This is a genomic window from Herpetosiphonaceae bacterium, assembly GCA_036374795.1.
Taxonomy (GTDB): Bacteria; Chloroflexota; Chloroflexia; order Chloroflexales; family Kallotenuaceae; genus LB3-1.
The window spans coordinates 17,265-35,755 of sequence record DASUTC010000091.1; the positions used below are offsets into that span (position 1 = coordinate 17,265).

Annotated in this window: 6 protein-coding genes; all 6 read right to left on the reverse strand. The window is 64.6% G+C overall.

Annotated elements, in window-relative coordinates; all coding sequences use genetic code 11:
- Positions 1-22: 22 nt before the first annotated feature.
- The 6 genes from VFZ66_06525 to VFZ66_06550 all read right to left on the reverse strand — a co-directional run bounded on the left by VFZ66_06525 (position 23) and on the right by VFZ66_06550 (position 18,486).
- Positions 23-3,223, reverse strand: a complete 3,201-nt coding sequence (locus tag VFZ66_06525) for an amino acid adenylation domain-containing protein (GenBank protein HEX6288827.1) — start codon at positions 3,221-3,223, stop codon at positions 23-25.
- Positions 3,224-3,300: 77 nt separating this feature from the next.
- Complete coding sequence (locus VFZ66_06530) at positions 3,301-5,478, reverse strand: carbamoyltransferase C-terminal domain-containing protein (GenBank protein HEX6288828.1); 2,178 nt, start codon at positions 5,476-5,478, stop codon at positions 3,301-3,303.
- Positions 5,479-5,495: 17 nt separating this feature from the next.
- Complete coding sequence (locus VFZ66_06535) at positions 5,496-6,557, reverse strand: TauD/TfdA family dioxygenase (protein HEX6288829.1); 1,062 nt, start codon at positions 6,555-6,557, stop codon at positions 5,496-5,498.
- The gene (locus VFZ66_06540; protein HEX6288830.1) at positions 6,554-11,197 is read right to left on the reverse strand and encodes an amino acid adenylation domain-containing protein; all 4,644 of its coding nucleotides are present in this window, start codon (positions 11,195-11,197) and stop codon (positions 6,554-6,556) included. The genes VFZ66_06535 and VFZ66_06540 overlap by 4 nt, the downstream gene beginning before the upstream one ends.
- Before the next feature lie 22 nt (positions 11,198-11,219).
- Positions 11,220-12,437 carry a cytochrome P450 gene (locus tag VFZ66_06545; GenBank protein ID HEX6288831.1) on the reverse strand — a complete coding sequence of 406 codons (1,218 nt, stop codon included), beginning with the start codon at positions 12,435-12,437 and terminating at the stop codon, positions 11,220-11,222.
- A gap of 82 nt (positions 12,438-12,519) precedes the next feature.
- Positions 12,520-18,486, reverse strand: a complete 5,967-nt coding sequence (locus VFZ66_06550) for an amino acid adenylation domain-containing protein (protein ID HEX6288832.1) — start codon at positions 18,484-18,486, stop codon at positions 12,520-12,522.
- Positions 18,487-18,491 lie beyond the last annotated feature (5 nt).

The window sequence follows — 18,491 nt, forward strand, 5'->3', positions numbered from 1 at the left end:
CCCTGGCTAGGTGCTGAGCGCATTACGGATGATCGATCGTCAGACGGGCGGCAGTTTCAGGATCGGCCTGCTCCAGCATGTGCTGCACGACCATCACCGAAAACTCGGCGATGGTCGGAGCCTCGAATAAGCCCCGCAGCGGCAGCGACACCTGAAATTGCTCAAGCACCCGCGCGTTGATCTGTGTCGTCAGCAGCGAGTGACCGCCCAGCGCAAAGAAATTGTCGTGGATGCCGATGCGCTCGACGCCCAGCACCTCTTCCCAGATCGCGGCGACCGCCTGCTCAAGCTCATTGCGTGGCCCGACATACGTCTGTGCCCGATCGCTCAAGGCCAGATGCGGCACCGGCAGTGCCTGTCGGTCGACTTTTCCGCTGGCGGTCAGGGGGAAGGCGTTGAGCGGCACCACGATCGACGGGATCATATAGTCGGGCAGCTTGCCGCCCACAAAGCGCTGAAGCTCCTCCACGACGATGCTCTGGTGCGGCTGCGGGATAACATACGCAGTTAAACGCTGGTCGGGGTGCCTGCCCGCGGGCGCTGCGTCGTCGCGCACCATGACGACGGCATCCTGCACCGCTGGATGCTGCCGCAGCACCGCCTCGATCTGCCCCAGCTCGATCCGAAAGCCGCGCAGCTTGACCTGATGATCGACCCGCCCCAGGTACTCGATCGTGCCATCGGGCTGGTAGCGCGCCAGATCTCCGGTGCGGTAGAGCCGTGATCCAGGGGCGGCGCTGAACGGATCGGGGATGAAGCGCTCAGCCGTGAGATCCGCGCGCCGCACATAGCCGCGCGCCAGGCTGACGCCGCCGATGTACAGCTCACCGGCAATGCCGATCGGCACCGGCTGAAGCGCGCGATCCAGAATATACGCCCGGACGTTCCAGATAGGCCGTCCGATCGGGACAAGCGCCTGATCGGTCTGGCGCTGGCACTGCCAGACGATGACCTGGATCGTCGTCTCGGTCGGGCCGTACAGATTGTACAGATCCGCCGGAAGGCGGTCGAAGCAGCGCTGTTGCAGGTCGAGCGCCAGCGCCTCGCCGCCGCAGAAGACCCGCTTGAGACTGGTGCAGGAGCGGATCAGCGGCTCTTCCAGCAGCAGGTGCAGCATCGCCGGGACGAGCTGCAGGATCGTGATCCGGCGCTCGATGACCGTCCTGACCAGATAGGTGCTATCCTGCTGCTTGCCCGGCTCGGCCACGACCAGGCACGCTCCGGCAAGCAGCGGCGCGTAAAACTCCCAGACGGATGCGTCGAAGCTGCACACGGTCTTCTGCAACACGCGATCATCGGTCGTCAGCGGCAGCTCGGCCTGCATCCAGAGCATGTGGTTGCACAGCCCGCGATGCGTGATCATCACGCCTTTTGGCACGCCCGTGGAGCCGGAGGTGTAGAGCACATAGGCCAGGTGGTCGGGCGCTCCGGCATGCTGCGGCGGCGTCGCCTGCTCCCGCGCGATCGTCGTCCAGTCGGCATCGATACGCACAACACGACCGTCGAAGGCCGGGAGTCGCTCGGCGAGGTGCTGCTGCGTGAGCAGCACGCTGATCGCGGCATTGTCGATCACGAAGGCCAGATACTCCGAGGGATGCGACGGCTCAAGCGGCACGTACGCGCCACCGGCTTTGAGCGTGCCCAGCAGCGCAATCACCAGATCCAGCGAGCGCTCGACATGGATGCCGACCAGGACATCGGGGCCGACGCCCTGCCGCATCAGGTGGTGCGCGAGCTGATTAGCGCGGGCATTCAACTCGGCATAGGTCAGGCGCTGGTCGCCATACTCGACGGCGACCGCGTCTGGAGTGCGCGCGGCCTGCGCCTCGAACAGATCATGCAGCAGCAAATCAGGCTCCACGTCGACCGTCGTGCGGTTGAAGTCGGAGAGCAGCCGCTGGCGCTCGCTCGCGCCGAGCAGCGCCAGCCGGTCGATCAGGAGCTGCGGCGCGTGCAGCGCATGATGCAGGAGCGTCTGGTACTGCTCGGCGAGGACCGCGAGATGCTCCTGATTCAAGAGCCGGGCATCGTAGTGGAAGTCGCAGACGATCGTATCGGCCTCGCGGCGACAGGCCAGCTTGATCTTGAATTGATGGGTACAGGCTGCGTAGCGCTCCAGGGAGCACGTCACGTCCGCACCGGACTCACACAGCGCGGCGTCGTCGAACGAGAAGCAGACCGGGAAGAAGGGCGGCTGCTCGCCGTCAGCGGCGTCCGGCAGCACGGTATCCCAGGTAAAATACTCCTGCCACTCGTTGTGCTCATGCCAGATCCGCCCGACCTCATCCAGCGCCTGTTGAAAGGTCGTGCTCGCGTCTCGCTCAAAGGAAAGCGGCAGGTCCCTGGCAAACAGCCCGATCGCCTGCTCAAGCTCCTCATACTTGCGCCCGTCGCTGGCGATGCCCAGCGTAAGCCGCGATTGTGGAATATGCCGTCCCAGCAGCACGATCCAGGCTGTCAGCAGCAGCATCGACGTATCGGCTGGATGCGCGTCAAGCTGCGCGGCGAGCGACTGATCCAGCGTGGAGTGATAGACCTGGAGATCGAAGCCGCCCGCCGCGCCCTGCCGACGCTCGAACGCCAGACGCATGCCCGGCAGCGCCTCAAGGTGGGAGCGCTCGCGCCAGAATTGCTTGCCAACCTCGGCATCGGCGACCTCAAGCAATTCGTTTTGCCACTCGGCAATATCGGCGTACTGGAGCGGCTCGTCGTCGAGCGCGCCGCCCTCGACCGATGCCGCGTACGAGCGCACGATCTCAGCGACCAGATGGCGGAGCGATGCCAGATCAGCGCACAGCGCCGGGAGGCTGATCACCAGGCAGTGCTTGACGGGCGAGCATATCACCAGCGTACAGCGCGTCACGGGACCCTGCGCCAGATCGAATGGTCGTTGCAGCAGCTCATCAAAGACCTGCCAGATCTGCCGCGCCTGCGCTTCGGGCACGTGCTGCTGGATGTCGATCGCCTCCCAGGTCAGCAGATCCTCGCCAATCACCTGAAGCGGGATCGTCATCCCCGCCAGCGCGCGAAAGGTTGTCCGCAGGATCTCGAAGCGCTGAACCACGCTGTCGCAGGACTGGCGGAGGCGCGCCCGATCGAGCGGCCCGTCGATCTGTACCGCACACTGGGACCGAAAGGGCACAGCACGCCCGGCTTGCTGCAACAGCCAGACCTGTTTCTGCTGCGGCGAAACCCGTACACCTGCAATCGAATCAAGGGTCATGTCTACGGTTCTCCTTCAGTGAGGTCGTGTAGGGCGCGGACGAGCACGGCGCGGCATATGTCGGCACACGCCCCGTGCTAGATCAGCGAAATATCGATCTCTTCTTGCCAGGCGTTGAGCCAGCGCCGGAGCTGCTGCCCGTCGTCTTTCGGTGGAACGTTCGAGCGATGCCAGACCAGGAAGGCCTGTTTGTCGGCACCGACCAGGAAGAGCGCGTGCATGCCTTTCGAGCGCTTCAGCGTTTGTAGCGCCTGCGCGGGCGTCTGCACGATCGGGCTGCCGACGTTGAGCGACGTGTTGACCGATACCTCGACGCCGACGCGCCGCCCCATCGCTTTGAGATAGGCGTAGGCCAGCGGATCGATCTCAGGGCGGACGATCTGCACGCGCGCGGTGCCGTCCTTGTGGACCACCGCCGGGATCAGATGCGCGCTTTCTGGTCGCGCCCGCACGGTCAGGACCATGTAGTTGTAGGCGTTGTAGTTATCGCAGGCGGCACCCGGCGATAGCTCAAACAGGTGATGAGCCGCCTGATAGGTTGCCATCGGCGCCAGCGGTCGCACGGCCTCGCGGAATTTGACGAGCTGATTCAAGATGGTGCGGATCTCCGCGTTGCAGGGATTGGCAAGGATCGAGCGATGCCCCAGCGCGCGCGGACCCGTCTCGGCCACGCCCTGGAACAGCCCGATCACGCCATTCTTGGAGACGATGTAGGCCATCAGATCGGCGATCACGCCGCGCCGTCCCACATCCGAGAGATTGCCCAGCCGAAGACAGCCGAGATCGCCGACGCTCTCTAGCGCCTGCTCGATCGCCGCGCTCGACGCCGGAATGCCGCAGTAGAAGGCATGGCGCAGCGGCTCGCCCGGAGGCGCGCCATTCGCCATCGCAACATGATAGGCCGCGCCCATCGGCGTCCCCGCATCGCCCGGCGTGGGCGGCACCCACAGATGCAGCCGCGTATTGTTGCATCCCAGGTAGCGCTCGTAGTAGTGCTCGTCGAAGTGCTCAAGCAGCTTCATGTTGGCAAGGCAGTTGAGCGCGGTGCCGCCGGTCAGCACCAGCTTATTGCTGCCGGTTGTGCGGATCAGATGGCCCACGATATGAAAGAGCACATCCTCGAAGAGCATCTGTGTCGCGGCGGCCTTATCCACCCGATCGCGCGTAATCTCGGCATGCTGCACGTCCTCGACATTCAGGATCGCGTCGGGATTCCACATATCTTTGCGGGCGATCGGCTCTCCCAGGATCTCCTTGAGCATCGGCGTGTACGGGCGATGCACGCTGCGATGCCAGTTTGCCAGCGCCCGGTTGAGATAGATCTGCCCGTTATTGCCGAAATAGACCAGTTGCCGGAGCTGGCGATAGTAGGGATTGGTCAGGCGATCGTTGTTGCCCCAGGCTGCCGCGCCCATGTAGCGCCCTTCGCTGCTCAGCTCCGTCCAGCCGCCCTGTGTCGAGCTGATACACGAGTAGAGCAGGCCGAGCGAGTCGAACATGCTCCGGTTGTCGTACAGCAGCTTGACGCGCCCGTGCTGGGCCATGTACAGCGAGATCGCGTTATCATCGCCAGCGCCGTCGATCACCGTGATGATCACCGGCTCCGCGCTGCGGGCAAATGGCGAGGCCGCAAGGGAAAAGTACGCATGGTTATCGTGGTGGCGCGCGCCGATGATCGGAAACGGCTTGCTCATGCCGAACTGCTCGCCCAGCGCCCTGGGACCGCTGAAGAACTTGAGAAAGCGCTGCGTAATCAGATCGCCGTCGCTGTCCTCCTGGGTCAGCAGCAGCGGCAGGCTGGCCGGTCCTTCTTCCAGAATCGCGCGTGGCGAGCAGCAGCGCACAATATCGAAGGTCGCGATACAGGCATGAATATCAGCAGGACCGATCCCAAGCTGCGCCATCTGCTCGCGCAGGACCTCGATCGATTGCTCAGGATACTTGGTGTAGTGCTTGACGCCGACAAAGCGCTCTTCCTCGTTGTTGGTAATCAGCCTGACGCCATCTTTGAGCGAAGCCGAGACGAGGCCAACGCCGCTGTTATGGGTGCAGGACGTAATACCGAGCAGATAGACCTCCGCGCCGCGCTCCAATTGCTGGCGCAGCGTCGCCATGCGCTCCTGGGCATATCCGCTGGTCGGTAGATAAAACTGGTGGCGCTCGCCATACCGTTTCATGATCGGAAGCATGATCGCGTCGGCAAGATCGCCAAGCCACGGTCGCGCTGCCCCATAAACCCCAAACTTGCGTGCCATTCGCTGCCTTCCACCCCTCACGAAATCGCGACATCGTCCCAGCTACAGGGAGCGGACATGCCCACAACCACTTTACGCGGGCCGCTATAGGGCGCGCGTCCATGCGCCACCAGCAGGTTATCCAGCATCAGCAGATCGCCCTGCTGCCACGGAAAGGCGATCGTCTCTTGCTCGTGAATCGCGCGCAGCTCGTCGAGCACCTCAGGCTCGATCGGCGAGCCGTCGCCGTAATAGGTGTTGGTCGGTAGATCATCTTCGCCATACTCGATCAGCAGCGCCTCGCGGATCGTCGGCTCAAGCGTCGAGATATGGAAGAAGGTCGCGTGGTTGAACCAGACTAGCTCCTGCGTGCGTGGATGTTTCGCCACGGCTCGGCAGACCTGCCGCGTGCGCAGGCGGCCCCGCTCGCGCCACTCCACCTGCGTGCCGACCTGCTGGCAGTAGCGCTCGACTTCGGCTTTATCGGTGGTATGAAAGACCTCCTGCCACGGTAGCCCGAAGCCATCGCCGAAGTTGCGGACCAGCATCCAGCCCTTTTCCATGAACTTCTCGCGAATCCTGGGATCGAGCCGTTGATAGACCCGGCGCATATCGGCGATCGGCGTTTCTCCCTGCTGCTCGGCTGGCTTCAGGCAGAGAAAGAAAATGTTGGTCGGGAAGCTATGCCGATACGCCAGCTCGTTGTGCAAGAAAATGCGCTGATAGGCCGGGTAGTCGGTCGAGGTGTAGATGTTGTCGCTCAGCTTCGTACGCGGCGATGCGCCCTCATGGTATTCCATCGGCGCGCCGCCGACCGCCGTGATGAACTGGTTGAACTGCTCAAGCGTCTGCATATGGTCGAAACTGCGGAATAAAATACCGCCATGCAGCGCGAGCTTGTCCTCGATCAAGGATCGGCTATTCTGAATCCACTCGATCAGGTTCAGCTTGTCGATCGCGGGCTGCACCACGAGCGGAAGCTGCGACGCGCCGCTCAGCGGCTCCATCCGCACGAGCGATTCGCTCGATGTGGTGATGGTCTTACGCTTGATCGCGCTCAGCGAGCCCAGGCTGCGCTTTGGATTGCCGGAGTCGGTCATACCTCTTCATATCCTTTCGCTGGTGGTTGGTGCGCGCCCTGCTGCCGACGAGCGCGGAGTCGCTGAAGGTTTGCCGAGGAGAGCGCCTGCCGCGCCTGGCTGCGCTCTTCTGCCACGGCCTGATCCAGCATCGTCGTCAGCGCGCTGACCGTGCTGTCGGGACGAGCCGTGATCGCGGTGATGACGGTCTGGAAATGATTGAGCAGGCGACGAATGGTGGTGCTCTCGAACAGCTCGGTGCTATATTCAAGCGAGCCCGACAAGGAGCCGTCTCGCGGCAGGATATTCAGCAGCAGATCGAACTTCGTCGTGGCCGTATCGACGACGAGCGGCTCGGCGGTGATTCCCGCGAGGCTCAACTGGGGCATCGCGGCGGTCTGGAGCACGATCTTGACCTGGGTCAGCGGCAAGAACGTTGTGTCACGCTTCGGCAGGACTTCCTTGACCAGATACTCGAACGGAAGCTCCTGATGGGCGTAGGCGCTGAGCATGCTTTCGCGCACGCGCTGCAACAGCTCTCGAAAGGTCGGATCGCCCACGAGGTTAACGCGCAAGACGAGCTGGTTTACAAAAAACCCGATCAGGTCTTCCGTCTGCGCCTGGAGCCGGTTGGCGGTGTCGGTGCAGATCGTCAGATCGGAGGAGCGTGTGTGCTGGTGCAGCACGCAGAGCCAGGCTGCCGTGAGCGTCATAAACAGCGTCGCCTGGCTCTGCTGGCCGAGGCGCGTCAGGGCAGCGCTCAGCTCTGCCGAGATCTCGAATGGTTGCCGCGCGCCCGCAAAGGTCGGCGCGGATGGTCGCGGTCGATCGCCCGGCAGATCATCGAGCGGCAGCCCGGCCAGCGTTTGTTTCCAGAAGGCCAGATGCGACTCAAGCACGGCGTCACGCAGCCAGTCGCGCTGCCAGATCGCGAAGTCGGCATACTGGATCAGCAGCGGCGCGAGCGGCAGCGGCGCGTGATCGCGATCGTGATCGAGAAAATAGTTGTAGAGTGTGGAAAGCTCGCGGGTGAAGACGCTCAACGACCAGCCATCGATGATGATATGGTGAAACGTCAGCAGCAGCACATAGGCCGAGTCTCCGGGCTGGAGCACCGTGTAGCGCAGCAGCGGGCCGCGCTGGAGATCAAATGGCTGCCGCGCCTCATGCGTCGCGCGGCGGGCTACTTCCGACTCATGCTGAGCCGCCGGAAGATCGCGGAGGTCGATCAGCGGCACCTCCAGATCGAGGACCGGCGCAATCACCTGATGCGGACGCCCGTGGACGGCGGTAAACGTCGTTCTCAGCGACTCGTGGCGCTGGATCAGGGCGTTGAGGCTCTGCCGCAGCGCGTCGATCTGGAGCGGCCCCGAAAGCCGCACCGCAAACGGAACGTTATACATGGGGTTGCCCGGAAAGAGCTGATCGAGGAACCACAGGCGCTGCTGCGCGTACGACAGCGGCAGATCGCCGTCGCGTGGGAGCGGCACCAGCGCCGGTGGCAGGTGGCCGCTTTTGGCCTGCTGCGCCGCCTCGACCCGCTGCGTAAACGCGCGCAGGCTCGGAAATTCAAAAAGCGTGCGGACCGGCAGGTCGATCTTAAAGAGATCGCGCACGCGGGCGATCACCTGCGTCGCCAGGAGCGAGTGGCCGCCTAGCTCAAAGAAGCTAGCCTCGGCGCTGATCGGCGCGACGGAGAGCACACCCGCCCAGATCGTCGCGATCGTCTCCTCAAGCATCGTAAAGGGTGCCAGCGCCGGGCGCTCCTGCGAACGCGGGCTTCCTTCCAGCGGCGGCAGCGCGCGGCGGTCAACTTTGCCGTTGGGCGTCAGCGGCAACTGGTCGAGCTGCATCACATGGTTGGGCAGCATGTAGATCGGAAGCCTGGCACGCAGAAACGACTGAAGTTCGCCGCCGGTGATCCGCTGCTCGCCGCGCGCGACGATGTAGGCGACCAGCAGCCGATCGCCGCGCTCGTCCTGCCGGATCGCGACCACGCCGTCCTGTACCGCCGGATGCTGCCGCAGCGCGGCCTCGATCTCGCCCAGCTCGATGCGATAGCCGCGCAGCTTGACCTGCTGATCGGCGCGGCCTAGAAACTCGATGCTGCCGTCAGCGCGGTAGCGCGCCAGGTCGCCCGTCCTGTAAAGCCGCGCGCCACCCTGAGGGTCCCCGGTCTGGCTGAACGGATCGGGCACGAACTTCTCGGCGGTCAGCGCGGGCTGATTGAGGTAGCCCCGCGCCAGGCCATCGCCGCCAAGATAGAGATCGCCGGGCACGCCGATCGGCACCGGCTGCATGTCGGCGGCGAGCACGTGGGCCTGCGTATTGGCGATCGGATAGCCGATCGACGGCTCGCGCGCTGCGTCTCTGGGCAGCAGCGTCCCGGTCGAGTAGGTCGTGTCCTCAGTCGGGCCATACAGGTTATAGACCCGCTCGATCGTCGGGATGGCATAGAGCTGCCGGACCAGCGTGCTATGCAGCGGCTCGCCCGCGAGATTGACCGTGCGTACCGATGCGGGCAGCCGCTCCGTGCGAACCAGCTCGGCAATCGCGGAAGGGACCGTGTTGAGCAGGGTGATCGCGGCGCTTGTCTCAGGCACGTGCAGCGGCGTCTCCGCGATGATCGCCGTACCGCCGCAGCTCAGCGGGACGAAGAGCTCAAAGACCGAAAGATCGAAGCAGATCGATGTGCCTGCCAGCACGCCTGCCAGTTCGTGCGGCGAAAAGACGGTCTTGGCCCAGGCCATCAGCGCGACCGCGCTGCGGTGAGTAATCGCGACGCCCTTGGGCCGTCCGGTGGAGCCCGACGTGTAGATCACATAGGCCAGGTGCGCGGCATCGATCGCAGCCGCAGGGTTGGTCCGAGGATAGGCCGACACGATCTCCTGGCTGGTATCCAGGCACAGCACAAACACCGCTGTCGCCGACAGCCGCTCCACAAGCGGCTGCTCGGTGATCACCGCCTCGACCTGCGCGTCGTCGAGCATCAGCCGCAGACGCTCCTGGGGATAGGCCGGGTCAAGCGGCACGTACGCGGCACCGGCTTTGAGAATACCAAGCAGGCCCACTACCATGCTCGATGAGCGCTCCATGCAGATCCCGACGCGCATGTCGGGAGCGATGCCGCGCTGCCGCAGATACCAGGCAAGCTGGTTGGCGCGCGCATTCAATACATCGTAGGTCAGCCGCTCGTCTCCGCAGATCACGGCCACGGCGTCGGGCGTGCGCAGCGCCTGCGCCTCGAACAGGTGATGCAGGCAGCAGCGCCGGTCGTAGTCCACGCGCTGCGCGTTCCACGCGATGAGCATCTGGTGCCGCTCGGCATCGCTGAGATAGGGGATCTGGGCCAGGCGCTGGTGCGGCTGCGTGGCGATGCCCCGGAGGATCGTCTGGAGCTGATCGAGCATGCGGGCGACCAGCGCCGCGTCGAACCTGCGCCGATCGTAGACCAGCCGCAGCGAGAGCGCTCCGCCGGGCGTCACGATCAGCGCCAGCGGATAGTTCGTCTGCTCATCGAAGCGCAGGTGATCGATGCGGATCGTGCTGCTCGACGGCCAGAGCTCGGCAGCCGCCGGATAGTTCTCGAACGCGATAATGCTCTCAAAGAGCGATTGTCCTGCCGGTATGCCGTGCCAGCGCTGAATGTCGACGAGCGGCGTGTACTCGTACTGCCGGATCTCCACCTGCCGATGCTGGATCTGCTTCAGCCATGGCAGGCAGAGCGCTGCGGCTGGAATACGCACGCGGAACGGCAGCGTGTTGATGAAGACTCCGATCATCGTCTCGACGCCCGGCAGCGCCGGTGGCCGTCCCGACACGACCATGCCAAAGACACTATCCGCCTCGCCGCTGTAGCGGCTGAGCAGCAGCGCCCACGCGCCCTGGATCAGTGTATTGAGCGTGACCTGATAGGTCGTGACGAACGACTCAAGCCTGGACAGCACCTCCGGCGACACCTGGAGCTGCTCCGTTGCAAGCGTCGGCTGGCTGGCCGGAGCGTCCACCGATGGCTGGTCGCCGACGAGCAGCGGGTGAGGCTGGAAGCCCTCTAGCGCCTGCTGCCAGAAGCGCCGCGCGCGCTCCATATCCTGCTGCTGCAACCAGCCGATGTACGTTCGGTAGGGCTGAATCGGCGGCAGATGCGGCTCGCGGCTGTGACACAGCGCGTCGTAGCAGGCCAGCAGCTCGCGCATGATCAGCGGCAGGCACCAGCCATCCAGCACCAGATGGTGAAACGACCAGATCAGCTGATAGTCATGCTCGGCCATCCGAATCACGGTCAGGCGCATCAGCGGCGCGTGCGGCAGCACAAACGGCTGGCTGCGATCCTGCTGCATGACGGCTTCCAGCCGCCGTAGCTGCTCGGCAGCGGGCATGTCTCGCCAGTCGTACTCCTGCCAGGGCAGCGTGGCCTCCCGCCGTACGATCTGGAGCGGCTGCTTGACGCCTTCCCAGACGAAGACCGTCCGCAGCGCGGCATGACGGTCGAGCACGCGCTGCCAGGCCAGCCGCAGCCGCGCTGTATCCAGCGCGCCGAACAAGGTGCAGACGAATTGCTCGACATAGATGCTCGACGCTGGCTCGTAGACCGTATGGAAGAGCATGCCCTGCTGCACCGGCGATAAGGGATAGATGTCTTCGATGTTGTCACGTTTCATATGTGTCACGTCCAAGATCCCCTTAGATCACAACCGGCAGCGCGGCAAGCCCACGCAGCGCCAGCGTCTTTTGCCAGACGGCAGCATCAGTCCCCAGGCGCATGGTCGGTAGCCGTTGCAGCAGCGTCGTGAGGACGATCTCGCCTTCCAGCCGGGCGAGCCACTGGCCGATACAGCGATGCCGCGCATAGCCGAACGCTAGGTGCGGATTCGGATCGCGGCCAATGTCGAAGCGCTCAGGCTCGGCAAAGCGCGCCGGATCGTGGTTGGCAGCGCCCAGCATGAGGTACACGAGGTCGCCCTGGCGGATCTGCACACCGTCGACCGGCACGTCTTCCTGCGCGCGACGGATCACGAGCTGGACCGGGCTTTCATAGCGCAGGCATTCCTCAAGGGCACTCCCGACCAGCGCCGGATCGTCGCGCAGCCGCCGGAGCTGATCCGGGTGCTGGAGGAGCAGCCAGATGCTACTGGCAAGGATGCTCGCTGGCGGCCCGTGGCCCGCGTCGAGAAAGAGCTGACATTGCGCGAATAGCTCGTCCTCGCTAAACGCCCGCACATCCTGGCCGCTCACGAGCATGCCCAGCAGGCTTGGCTGTGGCCGCTGCTGAAGCCGTGCCAGCATCGTCCGAAAGTAGCCGAGCATCGTGTCGAAGGTCTTGAGCGCCCGATCGAGCTGCGCCTGCGTGATCGACGCGCCCAGCAGGTTGAAGGACTCGTCGTACCACGCTCGAAGCTGCTGGAGATCCTGAAACGGAATCCCGACCAGTTCGGCGATCACCAGCGCGGGCAGCGGGTCGGCGAGATCGCGGACCAGATCGAGCCTGCCGCCGGATTGCGATCGGGCGAGGAGCTGGTCGACGATGCTCTGGATACGCTCACGCAGTGCCGCGACCGCCTCCAGCGTAAAGACCGGATTGAGGATGCGGCGGATAACGGTATGATCGGGCGGATCGAGAAAGGCCAGTTGCCGGGCATTCACCTCGAACAGGCGCCGCAGCGCCGCGCGCTGCTCCGGCGGCATCCGGTCCATCAGCGATACCGTGCGATCCGCCGAGATGCGGCGGTCGGGGAGACACGCGACCACATCAGCATAGCGTGTCAGCACCCAGCCGTGCAGGTAGCCATCCCAGTGGATCGGCGCTTCGGAGCGCAGCCGCTGGTAGAAGCTGTAGGGATTCGCCAGGATCTCTGGCCGGTAAAGGTTGTTGAGGCTGAGCGACGGGCTGCCTGCTTGCATGGGTATCCTCGCAATCGCTGGCTGGTACTGGTTGAACGGCTGCGTGCTCCCGACCGGCGTAGCGTCCTCCGTCCGAGGCGCGCTACGCTCCATCGAGCAGATCGGAGAGCGCGGCAAGCTCCTGCATGTCCAGACCTGCCAGCGGAAAGTCGGAGGGCGTGTAGCCTCCGGCAGCCGGCGACAGGCAGTGGGCGATCAGCGCGCGCAATGCGTCCACAAATCGTTGCGCGAGCGCTTCGATCGTGGCCTGGCGATGGATGCGTGTGCTGTAGGTCCACTCGATCCGCAGCGCGCCGTCGATGACGCTGCTGTTGATCTCGATGAGGTAGCGTCGGCGTCCGGCGGGAGCGCGCGACGGCCCGGTTGACTCGGAGGCAAGCGTGAAGCTGCCCGCCAGGACCTGATCGAGCTGGCCCATGTAGTTGAAGCTGATCTCGGCCTGCGGAAGCTGAGCAAGCTCCTGGGCGGATGTCCGACAGAGATAGCGCAGCAGGCCGTAGCCCAGGCCGCGCTGCGGGATCGTCCGAAGCTGCTCCTTGATCGCTTGCAGCGATGCTCCAACGTCGAGCGTCGGATCGAGGCGCAAACAGACGGGAAAGATCGTCGTAAACCAGCCGACCGTACGGCTCAGATCGACGCCCTCAAACAGATCTTCACGGCCATGACCTTCGAGATCGAACAGCAAAGTCTGCGCTCCGGTCCACGGCACACATGCCTGCACCAGCGCCGTCAGCAGCAGATCGTTGATCTGGGTGCGGTACGCCTGTCCGACCTCGTGCAGCAGCGCGTGAGTCGCAGCGGAGTCGAGCGCGACCGTCACCGTGTGCGCTGAGGCGACCGTGTTCTCGTCCGCGCTGGCTGGAATATCAGTTGGCAGGCGCGGCACCGCCGCCGGGATCGCCGCGCGCCAGTACGCGAGCTCCTGCTGAACTGCGGGAGTCTGCGTGTAGTCGTCGAGCAGGCGCGCCCACTGGTGAAAGGAGGTGGTTTTTGCGGGCAGCGCCACTGCCGCGCCCGCGCTGATCTGCTGATAGGCCGTGTTGAAGTCGTCCAGCAGGATGCGCCACGAGATCCCATCGACGGCCAGATGATGAATCACGATCAGCAGCCTCGATCCACGCTCCGCGCCAAGCTCAAAGAGCGCGGCGCGCACCAGCGGCCCTGCGGCGATGCTCAGGCTGGCCTGAAGCTCGCCTGCCACGCTCGTCAGCCGCGCGTCCTGCTCCGCCGCAGGATAGACCGAGAGATCGATGTGCGTGAGCGGGATCTGCTCACGTGCCGGATCGACCTGCGCCTGGATCGTATCGGCCTGCGGCACAAAGCGCAGCCGCAGCGCGTCGTGCTGCACTACGAGTTGCTCAACGACACGCTGCACATACGGCGCATGGAATGGGGCTTGCGGCTCAAGCAGCACCGCCTGATTCCAGTGATCGGGCTGCGCGAGGCGCTGCTCAAAGAACCAGTGCTGGACCGGCGTGAGCGGCAGCGGCCCGGTATCCACTTCGTGCAGCGGGCCGCGCGCGGGCGCTGTCTCGACGATCGCCGCAAGCTCCGCGATCGTCTGATGCTGGAAGATCAGCTTGGGTGTGATGTCGAGGCCAAGCTGTTTGGCCCGCGCGATAATCTGAATGCTCAAAATCGAGTCGCCGCCAAGCTCAAAGAAGTTATCGTGGACGCCCACCTGCTCAACGCCGAGCACCTGCGACCAGATCTCAGCCAACTGCTGCTCGACCTGTGAGCGCGGCGCTAAGAATTCCTGCTCCATGTCCGGTCGAATCTGGTCGGGCGCGGGCAGCGCCTTGAGGTCGACTTTGCCGTTGGGCGTGAGCGGCAGCGTATCCAGCAGCATCATCGTCGACGGCAGCATGTATTCCGGCAGCACGTCCGCGAGAAACGCGCGCAGCTCAGGAATGAGCGCCCGCGCCAATCTGCCCCGGAAGGGATGGTTGGTATAGCTCAGCCGATCCTGACGATGGACGGCGGGAGCCGGAAATGCGGCCAGTGGCAGCGCCTCGCGCTCCTGGTCGGCCTCGCACCGCCGGAAAAGGACATCGTAGCGACCATCCGCGCCGCAGCGTGCCCCGCTGATGTCGATCCGGTACGGCAGGTGCTCGCCCAGGCTCCAACATTCCTCAGGGTCGATGCCCGGCAGCAGGCCATGCTCGTCCAATGCCTGCCTGAGCGCGCCGACCGTCTCCGGCGGCTGCTCCTCATCCAGCAGTTGGGACGCGCTCAGCGCATGTTGCAGCCGGGCATTGGGAACGCCGCCGATGCCGAGGCTCTCAGGCGCAGTGTCGCGGAGGAGCGCGCGGAGATCCGACACGCTGAGCTGCCGCTCCTCCCAATCCAGCCACGCTGCCGCCGGGGCTAAGGCTGGCCTGTCGCCGACGAACAGCACGGCCTGATAGCGAAAGCGCGACATCTCGTTATGGAACGGGCTGCGCTGGGGCTGGATCTGGACATGGCTGATTTGCGGGAAGCGCTCCGGCAACGACAGGAAGAATTCGGGAGCGACGGTCAGCTCCTGCTCCTGGGCGATGCGCTTCTGAATCCGCTGCCGAAGCTGAGCCGTGGTCAGCGCGTCGTCTGCCTGGAAGAGCTGGACCGAGGTGTGAAACGCCTCAAGCAGCCAGAAGTTCCGCACATCGCCGATAAAGATCGCCCCGCCCGCCCCGGCAAGCTCCAGGGCACGCTCTACGACCCGCAGCAGGTAGGTGCTGCTTGGGAAATATTGAATGATCGAGTTCAGGATCACCACGTCGAACGGCTGCTCATCGCCGAGCACCACCTCATCCGCCGCCGCCTGATGGAGTTGGACCTGGGGCAGGTGGTAGGCCGGTAGGCTCATGTGCTGCCGAATATAATCCAGGGCGATCGGGGAAAAATCGGTGGCGACATAGCGCTCACAGCGCGGCGCGATCTGAAACAGGAGCAGGCCGGTTCCACAGCCGATCTCGTACACCCGGCGTGGCCGCAGCGCCATGATCTGCGCGGTTGTCGCGTCGACCCACGCCTGCATCTCGTGGGCGGGGATCGGCAGGCCGGTGTAGCTGCTGTTCCACCCGCTGATGTTGAACGCCGGATTGTCGCTGAGCGACACGTCGGAGTAGGCGTTGTCGAACGTGGTCTGCCAGTATGTCACCTGCTCCTGCTGCCAGGTCTGCTCCAATCCCTGGTCGGCGTCGGATTGATACGCCGCCTCCGGCACGACGTACGCGACCAGCCGCTTCGCCCCAAGAGCACCCGTCTGGAGATCATCGCGCGCGATGACCGTCGCGCTCTGCACTGCCGGATGCTGGCTGAGGATCGCCTCGATCTCGCTCGGCTCGACCCGAAAGCCGCGCACTTTGACCTGTCGATCGATGCGGCCCAGGAACTCGATCGTGCCGTCAGGCCGATAGCGCGCCAGATCGCCGGTGCGGTACAGCCGCGCGCCACCCTGAGGGTACCCGGCCTGACTGAACGGGTGGGGCACGAAGCGCTCCGCCGTGAGCGTCGGCTGGTGGAGATAGCCCCGCGCCAGGCCGTCGCCGCCGATATACAGCTCGCCCGGCACGCCCACCGGCACCGGCTGCAAGCGCGAGTCGAGCAGGTAGACGGTGGTGTTCGCGATTGGCCGACCGATCGAGACATCATAGCCGACCTGTTCGGAGGCGGTGATCACATGGCAGCAGGCGAACGTGGTACTTTCGGTCGGGCCGTAGCCGTTGACCAGACGTTCGGGCTGGACTTCTCGCAGGACCCGCCGCACATGCGCCGGATGCAGCACATCGCCGCCCGCGAGAAGCTGACGGACGGACTGGAGGCCGTGAATCTGGCCCTCGACCATCTGGTGGAACAGCCCCGCCGTCAGCCAGAGCGTCGTCACCTGATGCTGCCGTAGCGCCTGGGCTAGCTCATCCAGCCCGGTGTGCTGCTCGCCAAACATGACCAGCCGACCGCCGTGGAGGAGACAGCCCCAGATCTCGAATGTCGAGGCATCGAACGCGATCGGCGCGAACTGAAGAAAGACCTCGTCTGGCCCAAAGTGCACGAACGAGCTGCCCATCACCAGCCGCACGACGCCGCGATGCGGAATGCACACGCCCTTGGGCACGCCGGTCGAGCCTGAGGTGTACATCACGTAGGCCAGATGGTCTGCGCAGCCGCTGCTTACCTGGGCCGCTCGCCCATCGTAGGCTTCCTGATCCCAGTCGGCGTCGAGACACATGATCGCGCCGTGGTAGGCGGGGAGCTTCTGCGCCAGCGATGACGACGTCAGCAGCAGGGCCGGACGAGCATCGTGTAACACAACGCCCAGGCGCTCTCGCGGATAGCGCAGATCGAGCGGCACATACACGCCGTCCGCTTTCAGAATCGCCAGCAGCGCGACGATCATCGTGACGGAGCGATCGAGATACACGCCCACCTGCGTCTCGCCCTGAGGGCACCCGCCGACGCCAAGCGCGCGCAGACGATGCGCCAGCCGGTTGGCCTGGCTGTTCAGCTCGGCATACGTCAGGCGCTGGTGCTGATCGACGACCGCAACCGCGTCAGGCGTCCGCCGCGCCTGAGCTTCAAACAGATGATGAAGACATGCATCGCGCGGGTAATCGACCTGCGTCGCGTTCCAGTCGAACAGCAGCCGATCGCGCTCGGCGTTCGAGAGCAGCGGCAGGTCCGCGATCGAGCAGGCCGGATGCTCCGCGACGTACGCCAGCAGGTGGTGATAGTGCGCCAGGAAGCGCTCGATCGTCGCCGCGTCGAAAAGATCGGTGCGATACTCGGCCACGATCCGCATGCCGTGGGCGTCGGGGATCGCAAACAGCGTCAGATCGAACTTGGTGGTTCCCGTCTGAACATCGAGCATCTCCAGCGTCAGGCCGGAGAGCCTCAAGGGCGGCAGCGGCGCATTTTCCAGGCTAAACATTACCTGAAAGATCGGATTGTGGCTCAGGTTCCGTTCGGGCTGAAGCTCCTCGACCAGCCGCTCGAACGGCACATCCTGATGCGCGTATGCTCCAAGCGCAGCCTCGCGCACCCGCTTGAGCAGCTCGCGGAAGGTCGGATTGCCCGACAGGTCGGTGCGCAGGACCAGCGTGTTGACGAAAAAGCCAATCAGCCCTTCGATCTCCGCGCGGGTGCGATTGGCGATCGGCGAGCCGACCAGGATGTCGGTCTGGCCGCTGTAGCGCGCAAGTACGATCTTGAAGGCGGTCAGCAGCGTCATGAACAGCGTAGCACCCTCGCGGCGGCTCAGCTCGTTGAGCGCCTCGATCAGCGCGGCGGGTACGAGGCGCGACACGCGGCTGCCCCAGACCGTCTGCACGGTCGGTCGCGGGCGGTCGGTCGGCAGCGCAAGGTAGGCCGGAGTATCCGCGAGCTGACGCTTCCAGTAGGCGAGCTGTTCTTCCAGCAAGGGGCCTTGCAGGCGCTTCCGCTGCCAGCGCGCAAAGTCGCGATACTGAACCCTCAGCGGAGCCAGCCCCGCCGGTTGTCCGGCGACATGTGCGTCGTAGAGCGCGGCCAGCTCTTTGACGAGCACGCCGAGCGACCAGAGATCGGCGGCGATATGATGGACGGTGAGCAGCAGGATATGCTCCGTCTCGCCGAGCTGCAGCATCACAGCGCGCAGCAGCGGCGCGCGATCCAGCGCGAACGGACGCAGCGCCTCCTCGGTCGCCAGACGCTGCACCTGGGCCGCCTGCTGCTCCTGCGGGCAATCATCCAGCGCGATGATCGGCACCTCGATCGGCTGCGCGCCGTTGATTACCTGAGCCGGCACGCCGCGCTCGCTGATAAAGGTTGTGCGCAGCGCCTCATGGCGGCGGATGACCTCGTTGATGCTGTGTTCGAGCGCGCCGATGCTCAACGCTCCGCTGAGCCGGACGGCGGCAGCGATGTTATAGAGCGATCCATTCGGCTCGAACTGTTCGAGGAACCACATGCGCTGCTGCGCAAAAGACAGCGGAAACGATTGTGGTGTATCGATCTCTTTGCGCAGCAGCCGTGCAAGCAGTTGGCGTCGCTCGTCCGGTGATAAGTGTGCCAGTTGAGAGTCGTTGAGCATAGGGA